The organism is Variovorax sp. JS1663 (assembly GCF_002157355.1).
In the GTDB taxonomy this organism is placed as follows: Bacteria; Pseudomonadota; Gammaproteobacteria; order Burkholderiales; family Burkholderiaceae_C; genus Variovorax.
This window is the reverse complement of record NZ_LYMK01000002.1, coordinates 257,860-275,426: the sequence shown is the minus strand read 5'-3', so window position 1 is coordinate 275,426 and position 17,567 is coordinate 257,860. Positions and strand designations below refer to the sequence as shown.

Here is a 17,567-nt window from a genome sequence, read left to right as displayed (position 1 = left end):
TCGTGCCACCGGGCCGCACCGAGGTGGGCCCCATGAACGATCTGACGCCCGAAGAACTGCGTCGCGCGCTGTTCGCAGCGCTGAAGCAGGCCTTTCCGACCATCGCGCGGCTGCGCCCGATGGTGACGGTCGCCTACGGGTTCAACTACGACGGCGTGGTGGGCGAAGGCGCTGACCTGCCCGGGGCACTTACCGAACTCATCCTTCACGCCGAAGCGCAGGAATTGGTGCCCCAACTGCTGGCAGCGGCGCGCTCCGAGAACCCCACTCACCGCGGCCTGCGCAAGCTGGCTGATGAGTCCGGCCAGGGCCTCCTGCGCAACGCTCAGGACGAGACCATCGTCATCGAGAAGGCCGGGTTCCAGCAGCCCGAGGAGTGGCGCGACCTGATGAGCCGGCGCGAGCTGGCCGTGTTCCGCATCGAGATCGATGGAGGTGCCGCCGGTCCTGCAGGGATTGGCACGGGCTTCCTCGTCGGGCCCAATGCGGGGCTGAGCTGCGACCACGTGTTCGAGCGCAATGGCATCCATGCGCTCGAATTCAATCGCAGTCGCGTTCGCCTGCGCTTCGACTACAAGGCAGATGCCGACGGCAGCACGCTGCGCGATGGCGTGACGTTCGGTCTCCAGGAAGGGGCCGACTGGTGCTGCCGTCGCAGCCCGCAAGGGCAGCTCGACTATGTGCTGTTCCGGATCGACGGCACGCCGGGCAGCGACCCGGTCGGAACCCCAGGTACGCCGGCGCGCGGTTGGATCGACGCGCGCCCGCAGCCGTTGGCAACCAATGAGCCGCTGCTGTTGCTGCATCACCCCGACGCCCGCCGACTGGAAATGACGCTCGGAGCAGCGCTGGAGGTGCAGGCACGCCGCATCGGCCACAACGCGAACACGCAGCCCGGGTCGTCCGGCGCGCCGTGTTTTGATTCCAAGTGGCGGCTGGCGGCGATACACCAGAAAGGCGTCGGTGCCGGCGGCAACAACGGGGCAGTGCCGATGCCTGCCATTCTCGAAGACCTCGTGGCCGGCCCCTGCGCCGCACTGCTTGCCCCCGCTCCGCCAGAACGTCGAGGCATTCATGCTCTATAGCGACGAACGATACAAGTTGGACGCGGCGCTGGCTCGGCAGTTCATGCGGCGAGCCCAGTTGGCAACGCTGACGATCAACGAGCTCGGCTGGAATCTCGACGAAAAGACCGTCGATCAATCGCTGGAGGCAGCGCGGTTGGCACTGCTCGACCACGAAGCCGCCCGCGACGGCTTCCTGACCCTGCTCGAACGCCTGGAGCAGCACACAACGCAAAGCAAGACTTTCTCCACCGTGGTGGCCGACCTGCTGGGGAAGGTGAGGCAGCGTGCAGCCGCCTGTGGGGAGGACCTGGTGTGGTACCGGCCTCCGACACCTTTCGAGACCTGCTTCCTGCAGGGCCGGGCGCCGTTTTTCGACCGGCAGCCGCTGCGCAACAAGGTGCAGGCCTTGTCCGGAGGCACCTGCCGTGTCCTGGTGATCAATGGCGCGTCGCGCACCGGCAAGTCGTACTCGGTGCGATTTCTCAGCTTCCTGGCGATGGAACAGGCAGCATTTGGGCCCAACTTCAGGCTTGCGACAGTCGACCTCCGCGACATGCGCAGCAGCCAGATCGATGTGCCCTTCCTGGTCGGCAACATCATGGCGCAGATAGATCCGTCGACGCCCGTCGAGCCGCACGCCGCTGCAGGGCAGGCTTCGCACCAGGGCCACCAGCAGGCCGCTCGCCTGGCCGCGCTGGCGGACAGCCACACACCGCAGGGCCGGCGCACCTTTTGCATCGTGCTCGATCACTTCGACGCCAGCCTGTTGCCCGACGATGTGCGCTCGTTCATCAACCACCTGGCCATGCGTGCGGCCCAGAGCCGTGGCCTGCGTCTGGTGCTGGTGGGCTATCCGGGTCAGGAACTGCCGTTCGAGAGCCAGGACGTGGTCGAGGAAGAAAAGCTTGGCCCGCCTACCAGCACCGACGTGATGGACTTCTTCACCAAGGTGCACGAGCACAAGAACGTCGCCCCGGCCGCGACGAGCCAGACGCTGTACGACGAGGTCATCGGCAAGGTGACGCTGGCGCGGGAGGATCCGATGTTCCTGTCGCAGCTCGCGCGCGCCGCGAAGGCCCGTGTGCTCGAACTGTTCCCTTGACGGGCAAGCCGCGTGAACACATCGCCCGCCCCCTCGGACGACGCTCGCACCGGGGCGCAAGCGCGCCCTAGCGCCTACCACCGGGCGGCCGCGGTGCTGGCGCACTTCGACCCCGATGCCCTGCAACCGGCCGGTGACGACGCCAGCCAGAGCGACTTTTCCGCGCTGCTCGAAGACTGCACGGTGTTGCAGGATGACGCCGGGCAGCCGGTGTGGAGCCTCAAGCTGGACGTGCGCCAGCGGGTGCTGCACCACATGGCATCGAGCGAGGCGATGGTGGCGGCGCTGGCCGCCAATCCGCAACGAACCAGGAGTCCGCTGCAGGCCCTGCTGGAGCAGGCCCTGCGCGGCGAAGCTGTCGACCCGACGGTACAGGACGCCCAAGGCATGAAGGCCTTGGCCCGGGTGTCGGAATGGCTCAGCGGACTGCTGCCGAACGTGCCGGACACGGCCACGCTCGCCGCGCATTACGAACGGCATCAGCTGCTGGCACCCCTGCGGGCGCTGGCCGACCGCCACTTCGCGGGCCGCAGCAACGAGGTGGATCAGCTGAGCGATTTTGTCGGCGTGCTGCCGCCGGACAGCCTCGGTACCCGGCTGCGCCGCGCGATCCGTAGCGTGCAGGGCTGGGGATCGAAGGTGCTGATGCTGCATGGCCTGGGCGGTGTCGGCAAGTCGGCTGTGATAGCGCGCTTCCTGCTTGACCATATCGACGCCGAGGGCGCAGACCCGTTGAGCTGGATCTACCTCGACCTGGACCGTGCCGAGCTGGACCCGCTGGAGCCGGCCACGCTGCTGGCCGAAGCGGCCCGCCAGCTCGGCGTCCAGCATTCCTGGTTGCGCGACGAGACGTCCGCCTTGCGCAGGAGCCTGCTTGCCGAGCTGCACACGGTGCGGCGGCGCCGGGGTGATCTGAAGTCGCAGACCACGCAGCCGAGCGTCGACCTCGCACTCGTTTCAGAGGGCATCTACCGTGTGCTCGCGCAAGTGGCGCAGGCAGGTCCGATCGTGGTCGTGCTCGATACCTTCGAGCTGGTCCAGCATCACGGCCCGAACGCTGTCCAGACGCTCTGGGCCTTTCTCTCGCGGTTGCGACAGCGCGAGCCGGCGCTGCGGCTCGTGCTGTCGGGCCGGGCGGTGCTCATCGATCCCGACGTGCACCCGGTGCCATTGGCACCGCTCGAGGAGGCGTCGGCGTTGGCCAACCTGGCGTCACTGGGTATCGGCGACCCGGCGATGGCCAAGGTAGTGTTCGAAAAGGTGGGGGGCCACCCGTTGTGCCTGCGCTTGGCGGCGCGTCTGGTGCTCGGGCACGACGAGCAGGGCAAGCCCGATGCCGGCAAGCTCGAGGGGTTGAAGACGCGCAGCGCACTGGGGCCGCTACAGCTGATGCGCCTGGACGCCCAGGTCATCCAGGGCCTGCTGTACGAACGGCTGCTCGGGCCGCTCGCGCTGAAAGACCCGCAGCTGCGCAAGCTCGCGCATCCGGGACTGGTCTTGCGGCGCGTCACGCCGGACGTCATCCTGCGCGTGCTGTCGGAACCCTGCGGGCTGCAGCTGCAGACGCTGGAGCAGGCGCAGGAGATCTTCGACAAGCTGGCCCAGCAGGTCTGGATCGTCGACCGCATGCCCGACGGGGCACTTCGCCATCGCGGCGATCTGCGCGGCACGATGCTGCCTCTGCTGCAAGCCGACAAGCGGCGATGCGCGTTGGCCATCCACATGGCCGCGGTGGCCTACTATGCCGACGAGCAGCGCAGCAGCGTGGCCGAGCGCGCCGAGGAGATCTACCACCGGCTGATGCTGGGCCAGACCATGGAAGAGGTGGAGCCACGCTGGATAGACGGCGTGCAGACTGAGCTGTGGCCCTCGTACGAAGACTTCACTCTCCACGCGCGCACGGTGCTGAGCCTGCTGACCGGCGAGAGCGTCGACAGCGCGATCGCTGACGCGGCGGACCAGGCCAGTTGGGAGCGCTTCGCCTGGGTCGAGGCACTGCAGGCGCGCACGCTGGGCGCACGGGACCAGGCGCTCGGCCGCCTGACAGAGCGCGCTGAACGACTTCCCGGCAGCCGCCTGTACGGACTGCAGGCGCAGCTGCTGTCCGAGCTGGGGCGGCACCGCGAGGCTTTGGCGGTGCTGGACGCGGGCATCGCCTCCGCAGCCGCGGCGGGGCTCCAGGCGCAGGCCGACATGCTCGATCTGATGCTGCAGCGGGCGCGCGTCGAAGCCGTTGCGGGCGATCCATCCGTCACCGTCGACGAGCTGGCTCAACTAGAGGGCTTCATGGCACTTTCGAGCCGCTACCACGACGATCCGCGCCTGCTTGAGCTGGGGGCGTTGATGCTGGCACGGATGCGGCCGAGCGCTGCCGAGCGGGATCTTGAGGGGCACCTGATGGCGCTTTGGCAGGCGCAGCCATCGGCCATCCCTGCCGGCGAGCAGCTTGCCCTGGCCTTCCAACTGGTCGGCGCGCTGTACGAGCGTCGGCCCATGAGCGTGCGCGAGCGCCTGGCGAATGCCAACCTCGGCAGCGAACTGGCGGCCTCTGCTGCAGCAGAACAGGGCAGTTCCGATCGCAGCTGCCGCGACTTGCTGACCCGCCTCGCGCGTGCAGTCGACGTCGCGCTACCGCAGCGCAGTGTCCAGGAGCAGGCCCACGGCTGGCTCGACAGCACGATGTCCGGCCAGCGCTATTCGGCGCTGGCGTACACCTACGGGCGCCTGATCGACGAGTTGCTCGTTAACCTGGATCGGCTGCTGGCGCCGCAGCGGCGGGGCTTCCTGCAGCTGCTGCGCGAGTCGTTGCCGGGATTGGCGTCGGGCGACGCAGCCGCTGCGACCTCCTCGCCCTCGGCCGAATGGACCGACGGCTTGCTCGCCGCCGACAACGCCTATTCGAGCCTGGTGCTGGACGATGGCCAGCCATTCCTCGGCCGGCATATGCTGCGGCACTTCCTACAGCAGGTGGGCACACAGAATAGCGTCAAGCTGCTACTGGTGGATGGCCCCCCGGGCTCTGGCAAGAGCTACTCGGCGCGGCTCGTCGATGCCGTGGCGCGCCGCACCGGCGCGTTCGACGCGTGCGTGCTCTCGATGAGCAGGACCGGGGTCGGGATCGACGAGTTGATGAGAACACTGGTGATCCGGCTGGGCCTCGAACCCGCGACGATGCCCTCGTCTGCGCTGCTCTTCTTGCGCAGGACCGGCATCTACGCCCAGTGGCTTACCGCGCAGCTGGTCAAGCGCACGCGGCCAGTGGTACTGGTGGTCGACGATCTGGATCGGCCCGATCTGGCACCTGACGTCGGCGAGTTGCTGGTCATGCTCGCGCGGACCGCCCAAAGCAGCCAGCCGCCCGGGCTCAAGCTGCACATGGTGCTGCTCGGTGCGCCGCCGCGGTACCAGGATCTGAGGGGGCAACCTGGGGTGTGGACCGAGGCGCTGCAGCCCTTGAGCGAGGCCGAAGTGGCCGACTTCCTGAAACGTTTCGAACGCACCGGCCGGATCTCGGTCGCGCAGAGCCGAGACGTGATGAGCAACCTGGCACCGCGGCTGGGTGTAACGGTTCAGGGTGGCGCCAATGCGCATATCCATGGCGCATTGAACACGCTCGTTCGTGTCCAGTTGCCCGCCAAGGATGACGCCGAGGGCTGAGGAGACGTGATGGACCAGGACAGGTGGTCACAGCGGTCGCTCGACAATCGTTTGCTGCCGAGGCACGAGGTGAGACACTCGCGCGTCGCCGCACTTGCCGGAAGGAAAGTCCATGCAAATTGAACCGCTGCACTCCATCGCCCTCGTCCTGCTGGTCTTTGGCATCTTGGGTGGCGTGGTCAACGCCATCATCACCGACCCCGCGCAGGAGACGCGCCTGCCTTGGTGGCAACACACGCTGGTTGGCATCGCCGCCTCGTTCATGGTCCCGCTGTTCCTGAACATGATCTCGGGGGAGATCATCAACGACATCATCGACAAGGACGAGAAGTCGAAGCTCTTCGTCCTGGCCGGGTTCTGCCTCGTGGCCGCTATCTCATCCAGGGCTTTCATCCGAACGATCTCCGATCGGCTTCTGCAGGAGGTGCGTACGGTCAAGAAAGAGGTGGAAGTTGCGAGCGCCAAGGCTGATGACGCCGCCGCAAAGGCGGACGACGCCGTCACGAAGGCCGACGACGCCCAGGTTCAGGCCACGACCGCCGCGGCCGAAGCGACCGAAGCGCAGCAGGCCGTTGCGCCGCTGGTCGAGGGCGAGGTCCTCGAAGAACCCAAGCCCGGCTTGCTCGACGACGGCTTCGAATCGATCAAGCCCATGCCGGACGACGAACGCGCCGTCATGAAAGTCATGCAAGGGTCGCGCTTCGTGCTGCGTTCGCTGACGGGCATCGCGAAGGAAGCAGGGCTCGACCCCACGCGTGCGAAAGAGGCGCTCACCGCGCTCGTCGCCAAGGAACTGATCGGCCAGTCCCTCAACAAGAACCAGTCTCCGCGCTGGTATCTCACGACGAACGGGCGGCTGCTGAAGCTTGGCGCGTAGCTCGAATCTCCGCAACCGTCGCCCCCGCCACCAGATACGCCCCCTGCTCCGCCTTCAGCGCAATGCGCCCCGCGCGATGCGCCGTGAGTTGCGTCTCCATCTTCATGGCTTCCATCGTTGCGATGACGTCGCCCTGGGCGACGGTGTCGCCATCGGCGACCTTCCACGATTGCAGGGTCCCGGCGATCGGCGCGGCGACCGATGCGGGGTCTGCGGCAACCGGTGCTTGCGCCGCAGCGGACGATGCGGCGTCGCCCGCCGCGGACTGCAAGCCGCGCAGGAGTTCGGCTGGCAGCCCGAGCGCCATGCGGCGCCCGTCGATCTCGACCGCGGTGCGTACCAGGGCCGCGTCCGACACCGGCGGCTCGCTGCGCACGGCGGCGGCCAGCGTGTTGGCGAAGTCGGTCTCGATCCAGCGCGTGTGCACCTTGAACGCATCGGCCGACGTGAAGTCCGGCTGCGCCATCACCGCGCGATGGAACGGCAGCACCGAGGGCACGCCCTCGATCCGGAATTCCTTGAGCGCACGGCGCGCGCGGGCGATGGCCTGGGCGCGCGTGGCGCCGGTGACGATGAGCTTGGCCATCAGCGAGTCGAAGGTGCCGGGCACCGTGGAACCCGACAGCACGCCGGTGTCCACGCGCACGCCCGGGCCCGAAGGCGCCTCGAACACGCGCACCTGGCCGGGCGCCGGCAGAAAGCCGCGGCCCACGTCTTCGGCGTTGATGCGGAACTCGAAGGCATGGCCGCGCGGCGCGGGCGTGTCGGTGATCGAGAGCGGCAGGCCGTCGGCCACGCGCAGTTGCTCGACCACCAGGTCGACGCCCGAGGTTTCCTCGGTCACCGGGTGCTCGACCTGCAGGCGGGTGTTGACCTCGAGGAAGGAGATCGTTCCGGACGGACTCAGCAGGAACTCCACGGTGCCAGCGCCGACGTACCCGGCCCTGGCGCACACGTCGCGCGCCGACCGGTGGATGCGGTCGCGCTGCGCGTCGGTCAGGAACGGCGCGGGCGCTTCCTCGACCAGCTTCTGGTTGCGCCGCTGGAGCGAGCAGTCGCGCGTGCCGAGCACGACCACGTGGCCGTGCGTGTCGGCGATCACCTGCGCCTCGACGTGGCGCGGCTGGTGGAGAAACTGCTCGACGAAGCACTCGCCGCGGCCGAAGGCGGTGATGGCCTCGCGCACCGCCGATTCATAGAGATCGGCCACTTCGTCCATGCGCCAGGCCACCTTGAGGCCGCGCCCGCCGCCACCGTAGGCGGCCTTGATCGCGATGGGCAGGCCATGCTGTTCGGCGAAGGCGAGCACCTCCTGCGCGTTGTTCACCGGGCCGGGCGTGCCCGCGACCAGCGGTGCACCGACTTCCAGCGCAATCTTGCGCGCCTGCACCTTGTCGCCCAGTGCATCGATGGCGTCCGGCGGCGGGCCGATCCAGGCCAGGCCTGCGGCGATGACGGCGCGTGCAAAGCCCGCGTTCTCCGACAGGAAGCCGTAGCCCGGGTGCACCGCATCGGCGCCGCTGCGCGCGGCCACGGCCAGCAGCTTGTCGATGTGGAGGTAGGTGTCGGCCGGGCGCTGGCCGTCCAGGCCGTAGGCCTCGTCGGCCATGCGCGCGTGCAGCGCGTCGAGGTCGGCATCGGCGTACACGGCGACCGACTTCACGCCGTAGTCGGCGCAGGCGCGAACGATGCGCACGGCGATCTCGCCGCGGTTGGCAATCAGGACTTTTTTCATGGCGTACCGAAAGGGTGAATGGGGTTGAAGCGCACGCTGGCGCCGATGGGGATCTGTCCCGCGCGGTCGAGGTGGTAGGTGGCGACGGCGCCGATCACCGGGTAGCCGCCCGTGAGCGGGTGGTCGGCGAGGAACAGCACGGGCTGCCCGCTCGGCGGCACCTGCAAGGCGCCGAGGACGGTCCCTTCGCTCGGCAGCTCGGCCGGGTTGGCGCGGACCAGGGGTTGTTCACCGGCCAGGCGCAGGCCGACGCGGTTGGACTGCGGCGTGACCTTCCACACCTGGCTGGCCAGCAGTGCCACGGCCTCGGGTGTGAACCAGTCGGTGCGCGGGCCCATCACCACGTCGAGCGTGACGGGCTGCTGCACCGTGGGCAGGTCAGCGGGAGGCTGCTCGTGCAGGCCCACGATGGCGCCGCGCGCCACCGGGCGCACGGGCAATACGTCGCCGGCCGCGATGGGCTTGGGGCCGACGCGGGCGAGCGTGTCGGTCGAACAGCTGCCGAGCACCGGCGCAATGGCGAAGCCGCCGCGCACCGCGAGGTACGAGCGGCTGCCCGCGCGCGGTGCGCCGATCGTGAGGCTGTCGCCGTCCGACAGCGCGATCGCGTGGTAGCCGGGCGCGGACCAGGACGCGCCGCCGGAACAGGTGATGTCAATGGGTGCATCGGCGCCGGTGACGGCCACCACCGCCTCGCCGCGGCAGACGAGCTGCAAGCCGCCGTAGGCGATCTCCACGCAGGCTGCATCGCCGGCATTGCCGACCAGCCGATTGGCCGCACGCAATGCGCCCTGATCGATGGCGCCCGAGGCCGACACGCCCTGCCGCGCCTGGCCATGACGGCCCGTGTCCTGGAAGAGGGCCTGCAGGCCGGTGCTGCGGATCTCCAGCGCGGCGCCGTCGGGCTCGGCGATGGGTGCAGCGGAAGGCCTGCGCGCCGGCGCGGAGCATGGCGATGATGGCAACGAGGGCCGCCCCGTGCTGTCGACAAAGCGCACGCGAAAGCCTGGCTGCAACAACGCAGGCACCTCGCGCCCCAGATCCCACATCGGTGTGGCCGTCACGCCGATGATCTGCCAGCCCCCAGGGCTGGCCTGCGGATAGACACCACTGAAGGTGCCCGCCAATCCCACGGCACCGGCGGGGATGCGCGTGCGCGGCGTGGCGCGGCGCGGCACGTCCAGGCTCGGGTCGCCGCCACTCAGGTAGGCGAAGCCCGGCGCAAAGCCGGTGAAGGCGACGGTGTACTCGCTGCCCGTGTGCCGGCGGATCAGCTCGTCGCGCGAGATGCCCAGCATCTGCGCGACTTCGTCCAGGTCTTCGCCGCTGTAGTCCACGGGGATCTCGATCAGCGTGGCCTCCCGCTCGACCTGCGCCGCGAGGCTGCGCGTACCGATGCGCTCGATCAGCGCGGCCTGCGACACCTTCGTGGGGCGGTAGCGAACCAGCAGCGTGCGCGCCGCCGGCACCAGCTCCTCGATGCCGGCGACAGGCTCGGCCTGCAGCGAGGCGAGCAGCGCCAGGGTCTGGGGCAGATCGTCGAGCTCGACCAGGAACGCATCCAGGTTGACGGGCAGGAACCGCATCACCGAAGCACCTGCGCGGGCTGCGCATCGACAAAGGACCGCACGGTCACGCCCGAGCGCTCGAGCAGCGCGCGCACTTCCCGCGCCATCTCGACCGCGCCGGGGCTGTCGCCGTGCACGCAGAGCGAATCGGCCTCGATGCGGACCGTGCTGCCGTCGATGGCCGTGACCACGCCTTCGGTCGCCAGGCGCAGCATGCGTGCCGCCACCTCGTGTGCGTCGTGCAGCACGGCGCCCTGCTCGCGCCGCGACACCAGCGTGCCTTGCGGCGTGTAGGCACGGTCGGCAAAGGCCTCGGCTACCGTGCGCAAGCCGCTGGCCTGCGCCCAGCCCAGCAGCGGCGATCCGGCCAGTCCGACGAGGTACAGGCTCGCATCGATCGCACGGATCGCCGCGATCACGTCGCGCGCCTGCCGCTCGTCATGGGCGATGGTGTTGTAGAGCGCACCATGCGGCTTGACGTAGCGCACCCGGGTGCCCGCCACGGCAGCCAGCCCCTGCAGCGCGCCGATCTGGTAGATCACGTCGGCCACCAGGTCGGCGCTGGCGACGTCCATGTGGCGGCGGCCGAAGCCGGCCAGATCGGGGTAGGACACGTGCGCGCCGACCGCCACGCCACGCTCGGCCGCGCGGCGCAAGGTCTGCAGGATGCCGGCGGCGTCCCCGGCATGGAAACCGCAGGCCACGTTGGCACTGCTCACGATGCCCAGCATGGCGTCGTCGTCGCCCATGCGCCAGGCACCCAGGCTCTCGCCGAGGTCGCTGTTCAGGTCCATGTCGATGCTGCCGTGCTCAGTCGACCTTGATGCCGGCCTCGTCGATCACCTTCTTCCACTTGGCCGAATCCGTCCTGATCAGCTCGGTGACCTTCGCCGGTGCGCCGCCGACCACGTCGAGGCTCATCTCATCGAGCCGCGCGCGGACGTCCTTCTCGGCCAGGATGGCGTCGATCGCCTGATTCAGCCTGGTCACGATCTCGGCGGGCGTGCCGGCCGGTGCCATGAAGGCGTACCAGAACGTCATGTCGAAGTCCTTGCCGCCCGACTCCGACACCGTCGGCAGGTCGGGATAGGCGGCAAGGCGCCTGGTCGTGGTCACTGCCAGCGCGCGCATGCGTCCGCTCTTGACCAGCGGCATCGCTTCGGGCACGAGCGCCATCATCAGCTGCACCTGCCCGCCCATCACCTCGTTCAATGCCGGGGCGCCACCCTTGTAGGGCACGTGCACCGGATCGAAGCCGTTCGCCTTCTTGTAGTACTCCATGCCGAGGTGGCTGGGGGTGCCGGCGCCGGCCGACGCATAGCTGACTGCGCCGGGCCTGCTCTTCAGGTAGGCGCCCAGTTCCGTCATGTTCTTCGCAGGCACCGAGGGGTGCACGACCACCACGCTGGGCACGGTGGCAGCCAGCGCGATCGGCGTGAGGTCTTTCTCGGGGTTGTATTGAATCCGCGCGCCGTACAGCCCCGGGTTGACCGCCAGCCCGCTGAGCGTGGACAGCAGGATCGTGTAGCCGTCCGGCGCGGCCTTGGTGACGTTGGTGATGGCGATCTGCTCGCTGGCACCTGGCTTGTTGTCCACCACCACCGGCTGCCCGAAGCGCTTGCCCAGACGCTCCGCGACCACGCGCGCCAGCGCGTCGGTGGAGCCGCCGGCCGCGTAGGGCACGACGATCTTGATCGCCTTGGTCGGATAGTCGGCGGACAGGGCCGGCTGGGCACCGGCGGCGACCAACGCGGCAGAGGCGAGAACACGCAAAAGGGAAACATTCATCGGATGCTCCAGTGAGGTTTGAAGGGCAATGGCACGCCGGATAACTCAACCAATCAATTTATTTGGTTGATTCATCATGTCATGATTGTTCAACAATTCATCCTGAAATGCTCACTCATACCCGACTGATTTCTAAGTGAAAACCCGCGTCCTGTTGAGCGATCAAGTGGCAAGACGCCATTTGATCTGCTACAACCCGAAACAATGAGCCTTCCCGCCGCCCCCTATCCCGCGATCCAGACGCTGAGCGAACGAATGGCCGAGCAGGTGCGCCAGAAGATCACCCAGGGCGAGTTCGCGCCGGGCCAGCGCTTGTCGGAGCAGGCGCTGAGCGAGAGCCTGGGCATCTCGCGCAACACCTTGCGCGAGGTGTTCCGCATGCTGACCAAAGACGGCCTGGTCAAGCACACGCCGAATCGAGGCGTGTTCGTGGCCGTCCCCAGCATCGCGTCGATCATCGACATCTACCGGGTGCGCCGGCTCATCGAATGCCAGGCGCTGTCGCAGGCCTACCCGCGCCACCCGGCCAAGAAGAAGATGCGAGAGGCGGTGGAGACCGCGCTGCGCTGCCGGGCCGGCAACGACTGGGTGGGCGCGGGTACCGCCAACATGGCCTTTCATATGGCCATCGTCGAGTTGGCCGACAGCGAGCGGCTCAACTTGATGTTCGCCCAGGTGCTGGCTGAACTGCGACTGGCCTTCGGCCTATTGCGCGACGCCGAGTTCCTGCATGCACCCTACGTCGACATGAATATGAAGATCCTCGAACTTGCCGAAGCCGGCAATTTTCCCGATGCCGCTGCGGCGCTCAACGAGTATCTGGTTCACTCCGAGCGCATCGTGCTGGCGGTCTATGCAAGGCACATTTCCGAGGCCGGTTGGGAGAGCTGACCCTACTGCTTCAGTTGGCGCAGTTGCTCCTCCGCGCGGCTGAGCTCAAGCCGCAGTTCCCGGATCGCCTGCTCCAGCCTCTCGACGCGCGCTGCCCGGCTCTGCTCCGGCGTGACCGTCTTGCAGCGGGCCTGCAGTGCGGCCATTGCCTCGGCCAGGTGCTGCCGGCGCAGCATTTGGCCCCTGGAGCGGGCGAGGTCGATGTCGCGCTCCAGCGCATCTTCCTCGGCTTTGCAAACGGTGGTGTCGACCGGGTCTGTTGGCTGTGCGATTGCGGGAGACGCTACAGCCAACGCGATGGCCAGGAAAAAAGTTTTGATTCAGCGCTCCACAAGAAAACTCGGCAGGAGCTTGGCCGCCCCCTGCATCAGCTCGAACTCATCATCGCAGAGCGGCAGAGATGCCATATCGAAATGGCTCAGCGTGCCCCACAACTCGCCCGCGTCGCTCACCACGGGAACGCTGTGGTACGAGACGACCACCCCTTGGTAAGGGTGGCCTTCGAGCCTCGGGTCGACCGCCGAGTTGTCCGTCCGGAACGCACTGTCCCGGCGAACGAACTGGCAGAAGCTTTGGTCGAAGGGGACCGTCGCAAGGTACTGGGGCCGCATCTCGCCAAGTTTGTCTTGGAGGAATACGTTCTGAAGCTTGAGGCCCGCGAACCGATAGATCGCGCTGTACCGGTGCGGCACGCCTTCATTCAGGTAGGCCAGTGCCGCAGCGGGGCCCTCGGCACGCAGGACGGCCGAAAACGTCTCGAGATCGCGGGGCAGTGCCATTCCTCGATTGTCGCGCTGCGGGTGGCAGCAGGAATGATGAATACCCCGAAGCCATTGCGGTCACGTGGCACACAGCGGGCCACTCAAGAACCGGCCTTCATCGCTCGGCAATGTAGTGCTGCATATTCACCCCCTCCCCCTCGCGCAGGAACATCCGCACCCGCGCCTCCACCTCCTGGTCCGCCAGCGTGGCCCGCGCGCGCTGGTGCAGGTAGTCGGCCCAGGATGCGACGATGAATCGCTCCACATAGCGCGACGGATCCCCCAGATCGCGATAGAGGCGCCACAAGGTGGCCCCGTCGCGGCGCCGCGAGGCGCGCAGCTGGGTCACGGCGTTCAGGAACTCCTTGGCTTCGCCGGCGCGGATGCGATAGCCGATCTCCACCGACACCGGGCCATCGTCCGGAAGAGGCTGGTCCTTGATGAAAAGATCTTCCCACAGCGCAACGGGCGTGACTTCCGGCGAAGCACCCATCCGCAGCGGCAGCCAGCGGGCGAGAAAGATGCCTCCCGCCATGGCGAGGGCTGCGATGCACAGCGCAATCGGCAGCCCGATGATGCCGGAAACCGCGCCCCAGAACGCCGAGCCGATCGCGAACGAGCCCAGCGCGCTGACCGTGTGCAGTGCCACGGCACGCGACCGCACCCAGGGCGGCGCGCTGGACTGGGTGGCGGTGTTGAAGGTGGCCATGACCGCCATCCACGCGGCGCCACCGAAGGCCAGCGCGACGAAGACCACGGTGGGAATGCGCACGAACGCGGCGATCACCATCACGGCCGCGAAGAGCATGCACCCCAGGGCGACGAGGCGCTCGAGCCCCAGGCGCGCGCGCAACTTGCCCAGCACCAAGCCTGCAGCCACTGCGCCAGTGCCGAGGCATCCCATGAGAAAGCCGAATCCGGTGGCGCCCAGCTTCAGCTGTTGCGCCGCGATGGCCGGCAACAGCGCCCATAGCGCGGAGCCAGTGCCGCTGTAGGCCACGGTGCGCAGCAGCTGGGCCAGGATCATCGGCGAGTGCCTTGCGTAGCGCAGGCCCGCGATGGTGCCGCTCCAGAGGCGCTCCGCCGGCAGGGGTGACTGCGCATGCGGTGCAGGCGGCCAGCGCCGCACCGCTTGCATCATCACCAGCGCGCTCGCCACCGCGACCACGAACACCCAGCCTGCACCGAGCCATGCGAACACGAAGCCGGCGATGGAGGGCCCCAATGCCCGCGCGCTGTTCCAGGCGATCGACATCGCCGTGATGGCCTGTGGCATGTCCTCGCGTGGCACGGCATCCGCCACGCTGGTGTTCCAGGCGGGTGACAGCAGCGCCGTGCAGCAACCGGCGGCAAAGGTGAAGAACAGCAGGGTCGCCGGTCCCGCCCACCCTGCCAATGCGAGCAGGGACAGGACGATGACGATGGCCACCTGAACGGTCAGCGCTCTCAGGATCAGCCGCCGCCGGTCCGTGGTGTCGGCCAGCACGCCCGCCGGCAGCGCCAGCAGGAACATGGGCAGGAACACGGCGGTCTGCACCAGCGCCGCGAGGAAGGACGAGCCCGTGAGCTCCACCATGAGCCACGAAGCCGCCATGACCTGCATGGCGTTTCCGGTGAAATAGATGGCGCTGCCGGTCCAGAGGCCCCGGAATGCGGGCAGGCGCAGCGGCGACCAGAGGGAGTGGGATGCGGAGGACATCGGGGGGAGCTCTACCCGATTATGGTCGGGCGTGCGCACGTCCTCTTCGACAGCATGCCACTGGCGGCTGAGCGGCCGCCCCGCCGCGCTCACTCGTCCTCGTCGCGGTCCCACCCGCCGCGCTTGAGCTTCACCTCGAACAGCGATGTGGTGTCCGAGACCTCGTTGGCCGTCGCCACGTAGTAGCGGCCGCGCCGCTTGAAGGCGGTGAGGCCTTCCACCGACAGGTCGCCTTCGCTCACGATCATGTCCAGGTAATCCACGTCGGTAGGGTCGGTGATGTCGAACACCGCCACCGCCGACTTCAGCGTGCGCTCCAGCCCCACGAAGGCCAGCACACGACCCTTGATGCGCAGCAGCGCCAGGCCCTCGGGCTCCACGCCCTTGTTGTCGCTGCGGCTGTCGTCGTAGATGCCCAGGCGGATGGCCTCGGCGTCCAGCGTGCTGCCGCTGTCGTACACCAGCCTGCCGTCGGCGCGGCGGATGGAGATGGAGTGCCCGCCGAAAGCCACCAGCGGGCCGCCGCGCGCCGAATCCACGTTGGAGAAGGTCAGACGGCCCAGCCCGCTGCCGTCGGGCACGTACTCGATGGTGGCGTTGCCGGCCGAGCCGCGGCGCTCGTCCTCGGCGTCGGACTCGCCGTTGTCGCGCGCATCGCCCTCGTTGGCCATCACCAGGTAGGTGTCGCCGCGGTACTCGTACGCGGCGATGGAATCGGGCTGGTACAGGCCCTTGACAGGAACGCTGCGCAGCTGGATGACGCCGTCCTGGTCATTGGGGTCGATCTCGTTGCCGGGCAGCGAGAAGTCCTTCTGGCCCAGGCTGTAGATCTTCTCGAAGCGCTGGCTGCGCAGGTTGAGCACCGCCACGCCGTTGGCCTCCTGCAGGCCGACGTAGGCGTAGCGGCCGTCCTTGTCGACCGCGATGTACTCGGGCTCCGGGCCGTAGGGGCTGTAGGTGGCAGGCTGCGTGGGCAGCGTGCCGGCGGCGGGAAAGAGGCGCAGTTGCTGGTAGCCGGGGATCGAGGGGTCGATGGGCACGGTGTGCACGTCGCGCCGGTGCACGTCGATGATGCTCACGCTGCCCACCGGGTCCTCGGCCGACAGGCCGGCGGCAGTGGGCCGCGGGTTGGGCGTGGCCTCGTTGGCCACCAGCACCTGGCGGCCGTCGGGCGTGAAGGTGAGCATGTCGGGCAAGGCGCCCACCGTGACCGGCGCGCCCTGCTGGCGGCGGCTCTTGGTGTCGTAGAACACCACCACGCCGGGGCGGGTGCGGTCCAGGGCGTTCTCGATCGCAAAGGCGGCCAGGCCTTCGTGGATGGCGACGCTGTTGACCAGGCCGAACTGGCTCACGTCGATGTGCGCCACGCGCTGGCCGGTGTCGCGGTCCAGCACGTCCACGCCCTTGACGCCGGCCACCCACAGGGTATCGCTGCGCTCGTCGAAGGCCACGATCTCCGACTTCTGCCCCGGCACGCCCGGCTGGTGGGCGAACTGCCATAGGCGCTGCATCTGGACCTCCACCCGCGGCTCGTGGCCGGGCCGGGACATGGCCGGCGCGTGCGACAACGCAAGGCCGGCAATGCCGAGGGTGATGGCGCGCGCAGCGGCGCGAAGAGGCGATGCGGCAAGAGGCATGGGCGACACCTGTAGAAGAAGGTTTGAAGGGTCGCCAAGGCTCGCCTGCCGGCGTGACGGTTTCGTGACAACACCACGCTTCGGGCGATGATCTTTTGGGCACCCGCCAAATTCCATCAAATGGAAATTGTGTAAATTGCGCCATGTCCTCTACCCCGCGTCAGAAGCCACGCCGGCAGCACCACGAAGACCCGGTGTTGAACCGTTCGCTGGTGCGCGGCGTGGAGATTCTTCGCGCGTTCCGGCCGGGTTCGGATCAGCTGGGCAATGGGGAAATCGCGGAACGGACCGGGCTTTCGCGCGCGACCGTCAGGCGACGCGTCGCTCGGATCGTTGTTGCGCAGGCCGCGCCAGTGCTTCTCGTCCTGGCGCGATCAGCCCAAGGTCCAATGGCGCTTTGTTTCACCGGACGGCGCTGACGCCACGCGTAGCCGCAAGCTATATTGCTCAATCAGAAACGGAGAACATCACCATGGCAAAAGCCTATTGGGTCAGCGCGTACCGCGCCGTCAAGGATGCCGACAAGCTTGCGGCTTACGCGAAACTGGCCGGCCCGGCAATCACGGGCGGCGGCGGCCGCTTCCTCGCGCGCGGCCTGCCCGCCAAGGTCTACGAGTTCGGTTTGGCCGAACGCACCGTGTTGATCGAGTTCGACAGCGTCGAGCAGGCCATCGCCGTGCATGACAGCCCTGACTACCAAGCCGCATTGGCCGCGCTGGGTGACGGCGCCGAGCGAGATCTGCGGATCATCGAAGGGGCTTGACGGGGCCGAGCAACGTCCGGCC

General features: G+C 68.1%; 14 protein-coding genes and 1 pseudogene. 7 read left to right on the top strand and 8 right to left on the bottom strand.

What is annotated here, in order from left to right:
• Positions 1 to 32: 32 nt before the first annotated feature.
• The 4 genes from A8M77_RS03555 to A8M77_RS03540 all read left to right on the top strand — a co-directional run bounded on the left by A8M77_RS03555 (position 33) and on the right by A8M77_RS03540 (position 6,703).
• The gene (locus A8M77_RS03555; protein ID WP_158100878.1) at positions 33 to 1,085 is read left to right on the top strand and encodes an effector-associated domain EAD1-containing protein; all 1,053 of its coding nucleotides are present in this window, start codon (positions 33 to 35) and stop codon (positions 1,083 to 1,085) included.
• The gene (locus A8M77_RS03550) at positions 1,075 to 2,169 is read left to right on the top strand and encodes a hypothetical protein (RefSeq protein WP_086920157.1); all 1,095 of its coding nucleotides are present in this window, start codon (positions 1,075 to 1,077) and stop codon (positions 2,167 to 2,169) included. The genes A8M77_RS03555 and A8M77_RS03550 overlap by 11 nt, the downstream gene beginning before the upstream one ends.
• Positions 2,170 to 2,181: 12 nt before the next feature.
• A complete protein-coding gene (locus A8M77_RS03545) occupies positions 2,182 to 5,826 on the top strand; it encodes an ATP-binding protein (protein WP_143694536.1) in 3,645 nt (1,214 codons plus the stop codon).
• A 112-nt stretch (positions 5,827 to 5,938) separates the two neighbouring features.
• Positions 5,939 to 6,703 (top strand): YEATS-associated helix-containing protein, encoded by a 765-nt coding sequence (locus A8M77_RS03540; protein WP_086920155.1) that lies wholly within the window; start codon positions 5,939 to 5,941, stop codon positions 6,701 to 6,703.
• Here A8M77_RS03540 and A8M77_RS03535 read toward each other — a convergent pair.
• The 4 genes from A8M77_RS03535 to A8M77_RS03520 are packed head-to-tail and all read right to left on the bottom strand — an operon-like array spanning position 6,666 to position 11,794.
• A complete protein-coding gene (locus A8M77_RS03535) occupies positions 6,666 to 8,438 on the bottom strand; it encodes an acetyl/propionyl/methylcrotonyl-CoA carboxylase subunit alpha (RefSeq protein ID WP_086920154.1) in 1,773 nt (590 codons plus the stop codon). The two genes, A8M77_RS03540 and A8M77_RS03535, sit on opposite strands and share 38 nt — an antisense overlap.
• On the bottom strand, positions 8,435 to 10,024 hold the full coding sequence (locus A8M77_RS03530) for a 5-oxoprolinase/urea amidolyase family protein (protein ID WP_086920153.1): 1,590 nt from the start codon (positions 10,022 to 10,024) through the stop codon (positions 8,435 to 8,437). The genes A8M77_RS03535 and A8M77_RS03530 overlap by 4 nt, the downstream gene beginning before the upstream one ends.
• Positions 10,024 to 10,806, bottom strand: coding sequence for a LamB/YcsF family protein (locus tag A8M77_RS03525; protein WP_192871542.1), 783 nt, complete (start codon positions 10,804 to 10,806; stop codon positions 10,024 to 10,026). The genes A8M77_RS03530 and A8M77_RS03525 overlap by 1 nt, the downstream gene beginning before the upstream one ends.
• A gap of 10 nt (positions 10,807 to 10,816) precedes the next feature.
• Positions 10,817 to 11,794: a Bug family tripartite tricarboxylate transporter substrate binding protein gene (locus A8M77_RS03520; RefSeq protein ID WP_086920151.1), complete on the bottom strand. Its 978-nt coding sequence runs from the start codon at positions 11,792 to 11,794 to the stop codon at positions 10,817 to 10,819.
• 204 nt (positions 11,795 to 11,998) lie between these two features.
• Here A8M77_RS03520 and A8M77_RS03515 point away from each other — a divergent pair, with 204 nt between their 5' ends.
• Positions 11,999 to 12,685, top strand: a complete 687-nt coding sequence (locus tag A8M77_RS03515) for a GntR family transcriptional regulator (protein WP_086920150.1) — start codon at positions 11,999 to 12,001, stop codon at positions 12,683 to 12,685.
• 2 nt (positions 12,686 to 12,687) lie between these two features.
• Here the strand turns inward: A8M77_RS03515 and A8M77_RS03510 are convergent, their stop codons facing one another.
• From A8M77_RS03510 to A8M77_RS03495, 4 genes are all read right to left on the bottom strand, one after another.
• Positions 12,688 to 12,978, bottom strand: coding sequence for a DUF1090 family protein (locus A8M77_RS03510; protein WP_238136698.1), 291 nt, complete (start codon positions 12,976 to 12,978; stop codon positions 12,688 to 12,690).
• 27 nt (positions 12,979 to 13,005) lie between these two features.
• A complete protein-coding gene (locus A8M77_RS03505; RefSeq protein WP_086920148.1) occupies positions 13,006 to 13,464 on the bottom strand; it encodes a hypothetical protein in 459 nt (152 codons plus the stop codon).
• A 97-nt stretch (positions 13,465 to 13,561) separates the two neighbouring features.
• Complete coding sequence (locus tag A8M77_RS03500; RefSeq protein WP_086920147.1) at positions 13,562 to 15,145, bottom strand: MFS transporter; 1,584 nt, start codon at positions 15,143 to 15,145, stop codon at positions 13,562 to 13,564.
• A gap of 89 nt (positions 15,146 to 15,234) precedes the next feature.
• Entirely contained in the window at positions 15,235 to 16,782 is a 1,548-nt protein-coding gene (locus A8M77_RS03495) for a choice-of-anchor I family protein (protein ID WP_238136697.1), read from the bottom strand.
• 143 nt (positions 16,783 to 16,925) lie between these two features.
• On the opposite strand from A8M77_RS03495, the pseudogene A8M77_RS03490 reads away from it, so the two are divergent.
• Positions 16,926 to 17,117, top strand: a pseudogene (locus tag A8M77_RS03490) (helix-turn-helix domain-containing protein); the annotation flags it as partial.
• Positions 17,118 to 17,254: 137 nt separating this feature from the next.
• Complete coding sequence (locus tag A8M77_RS03485) at positions 17,255 to 17,545, top strand: DUF1330 domain-containing protein (protein ID WP_086920146.1); 291 nt, start codon at positions 17,255 to 17,257, stop codon at positions 17,543 to 17,545.
• Positions 17,546 to 17,567: the final 22 nt, after the last annotated feature.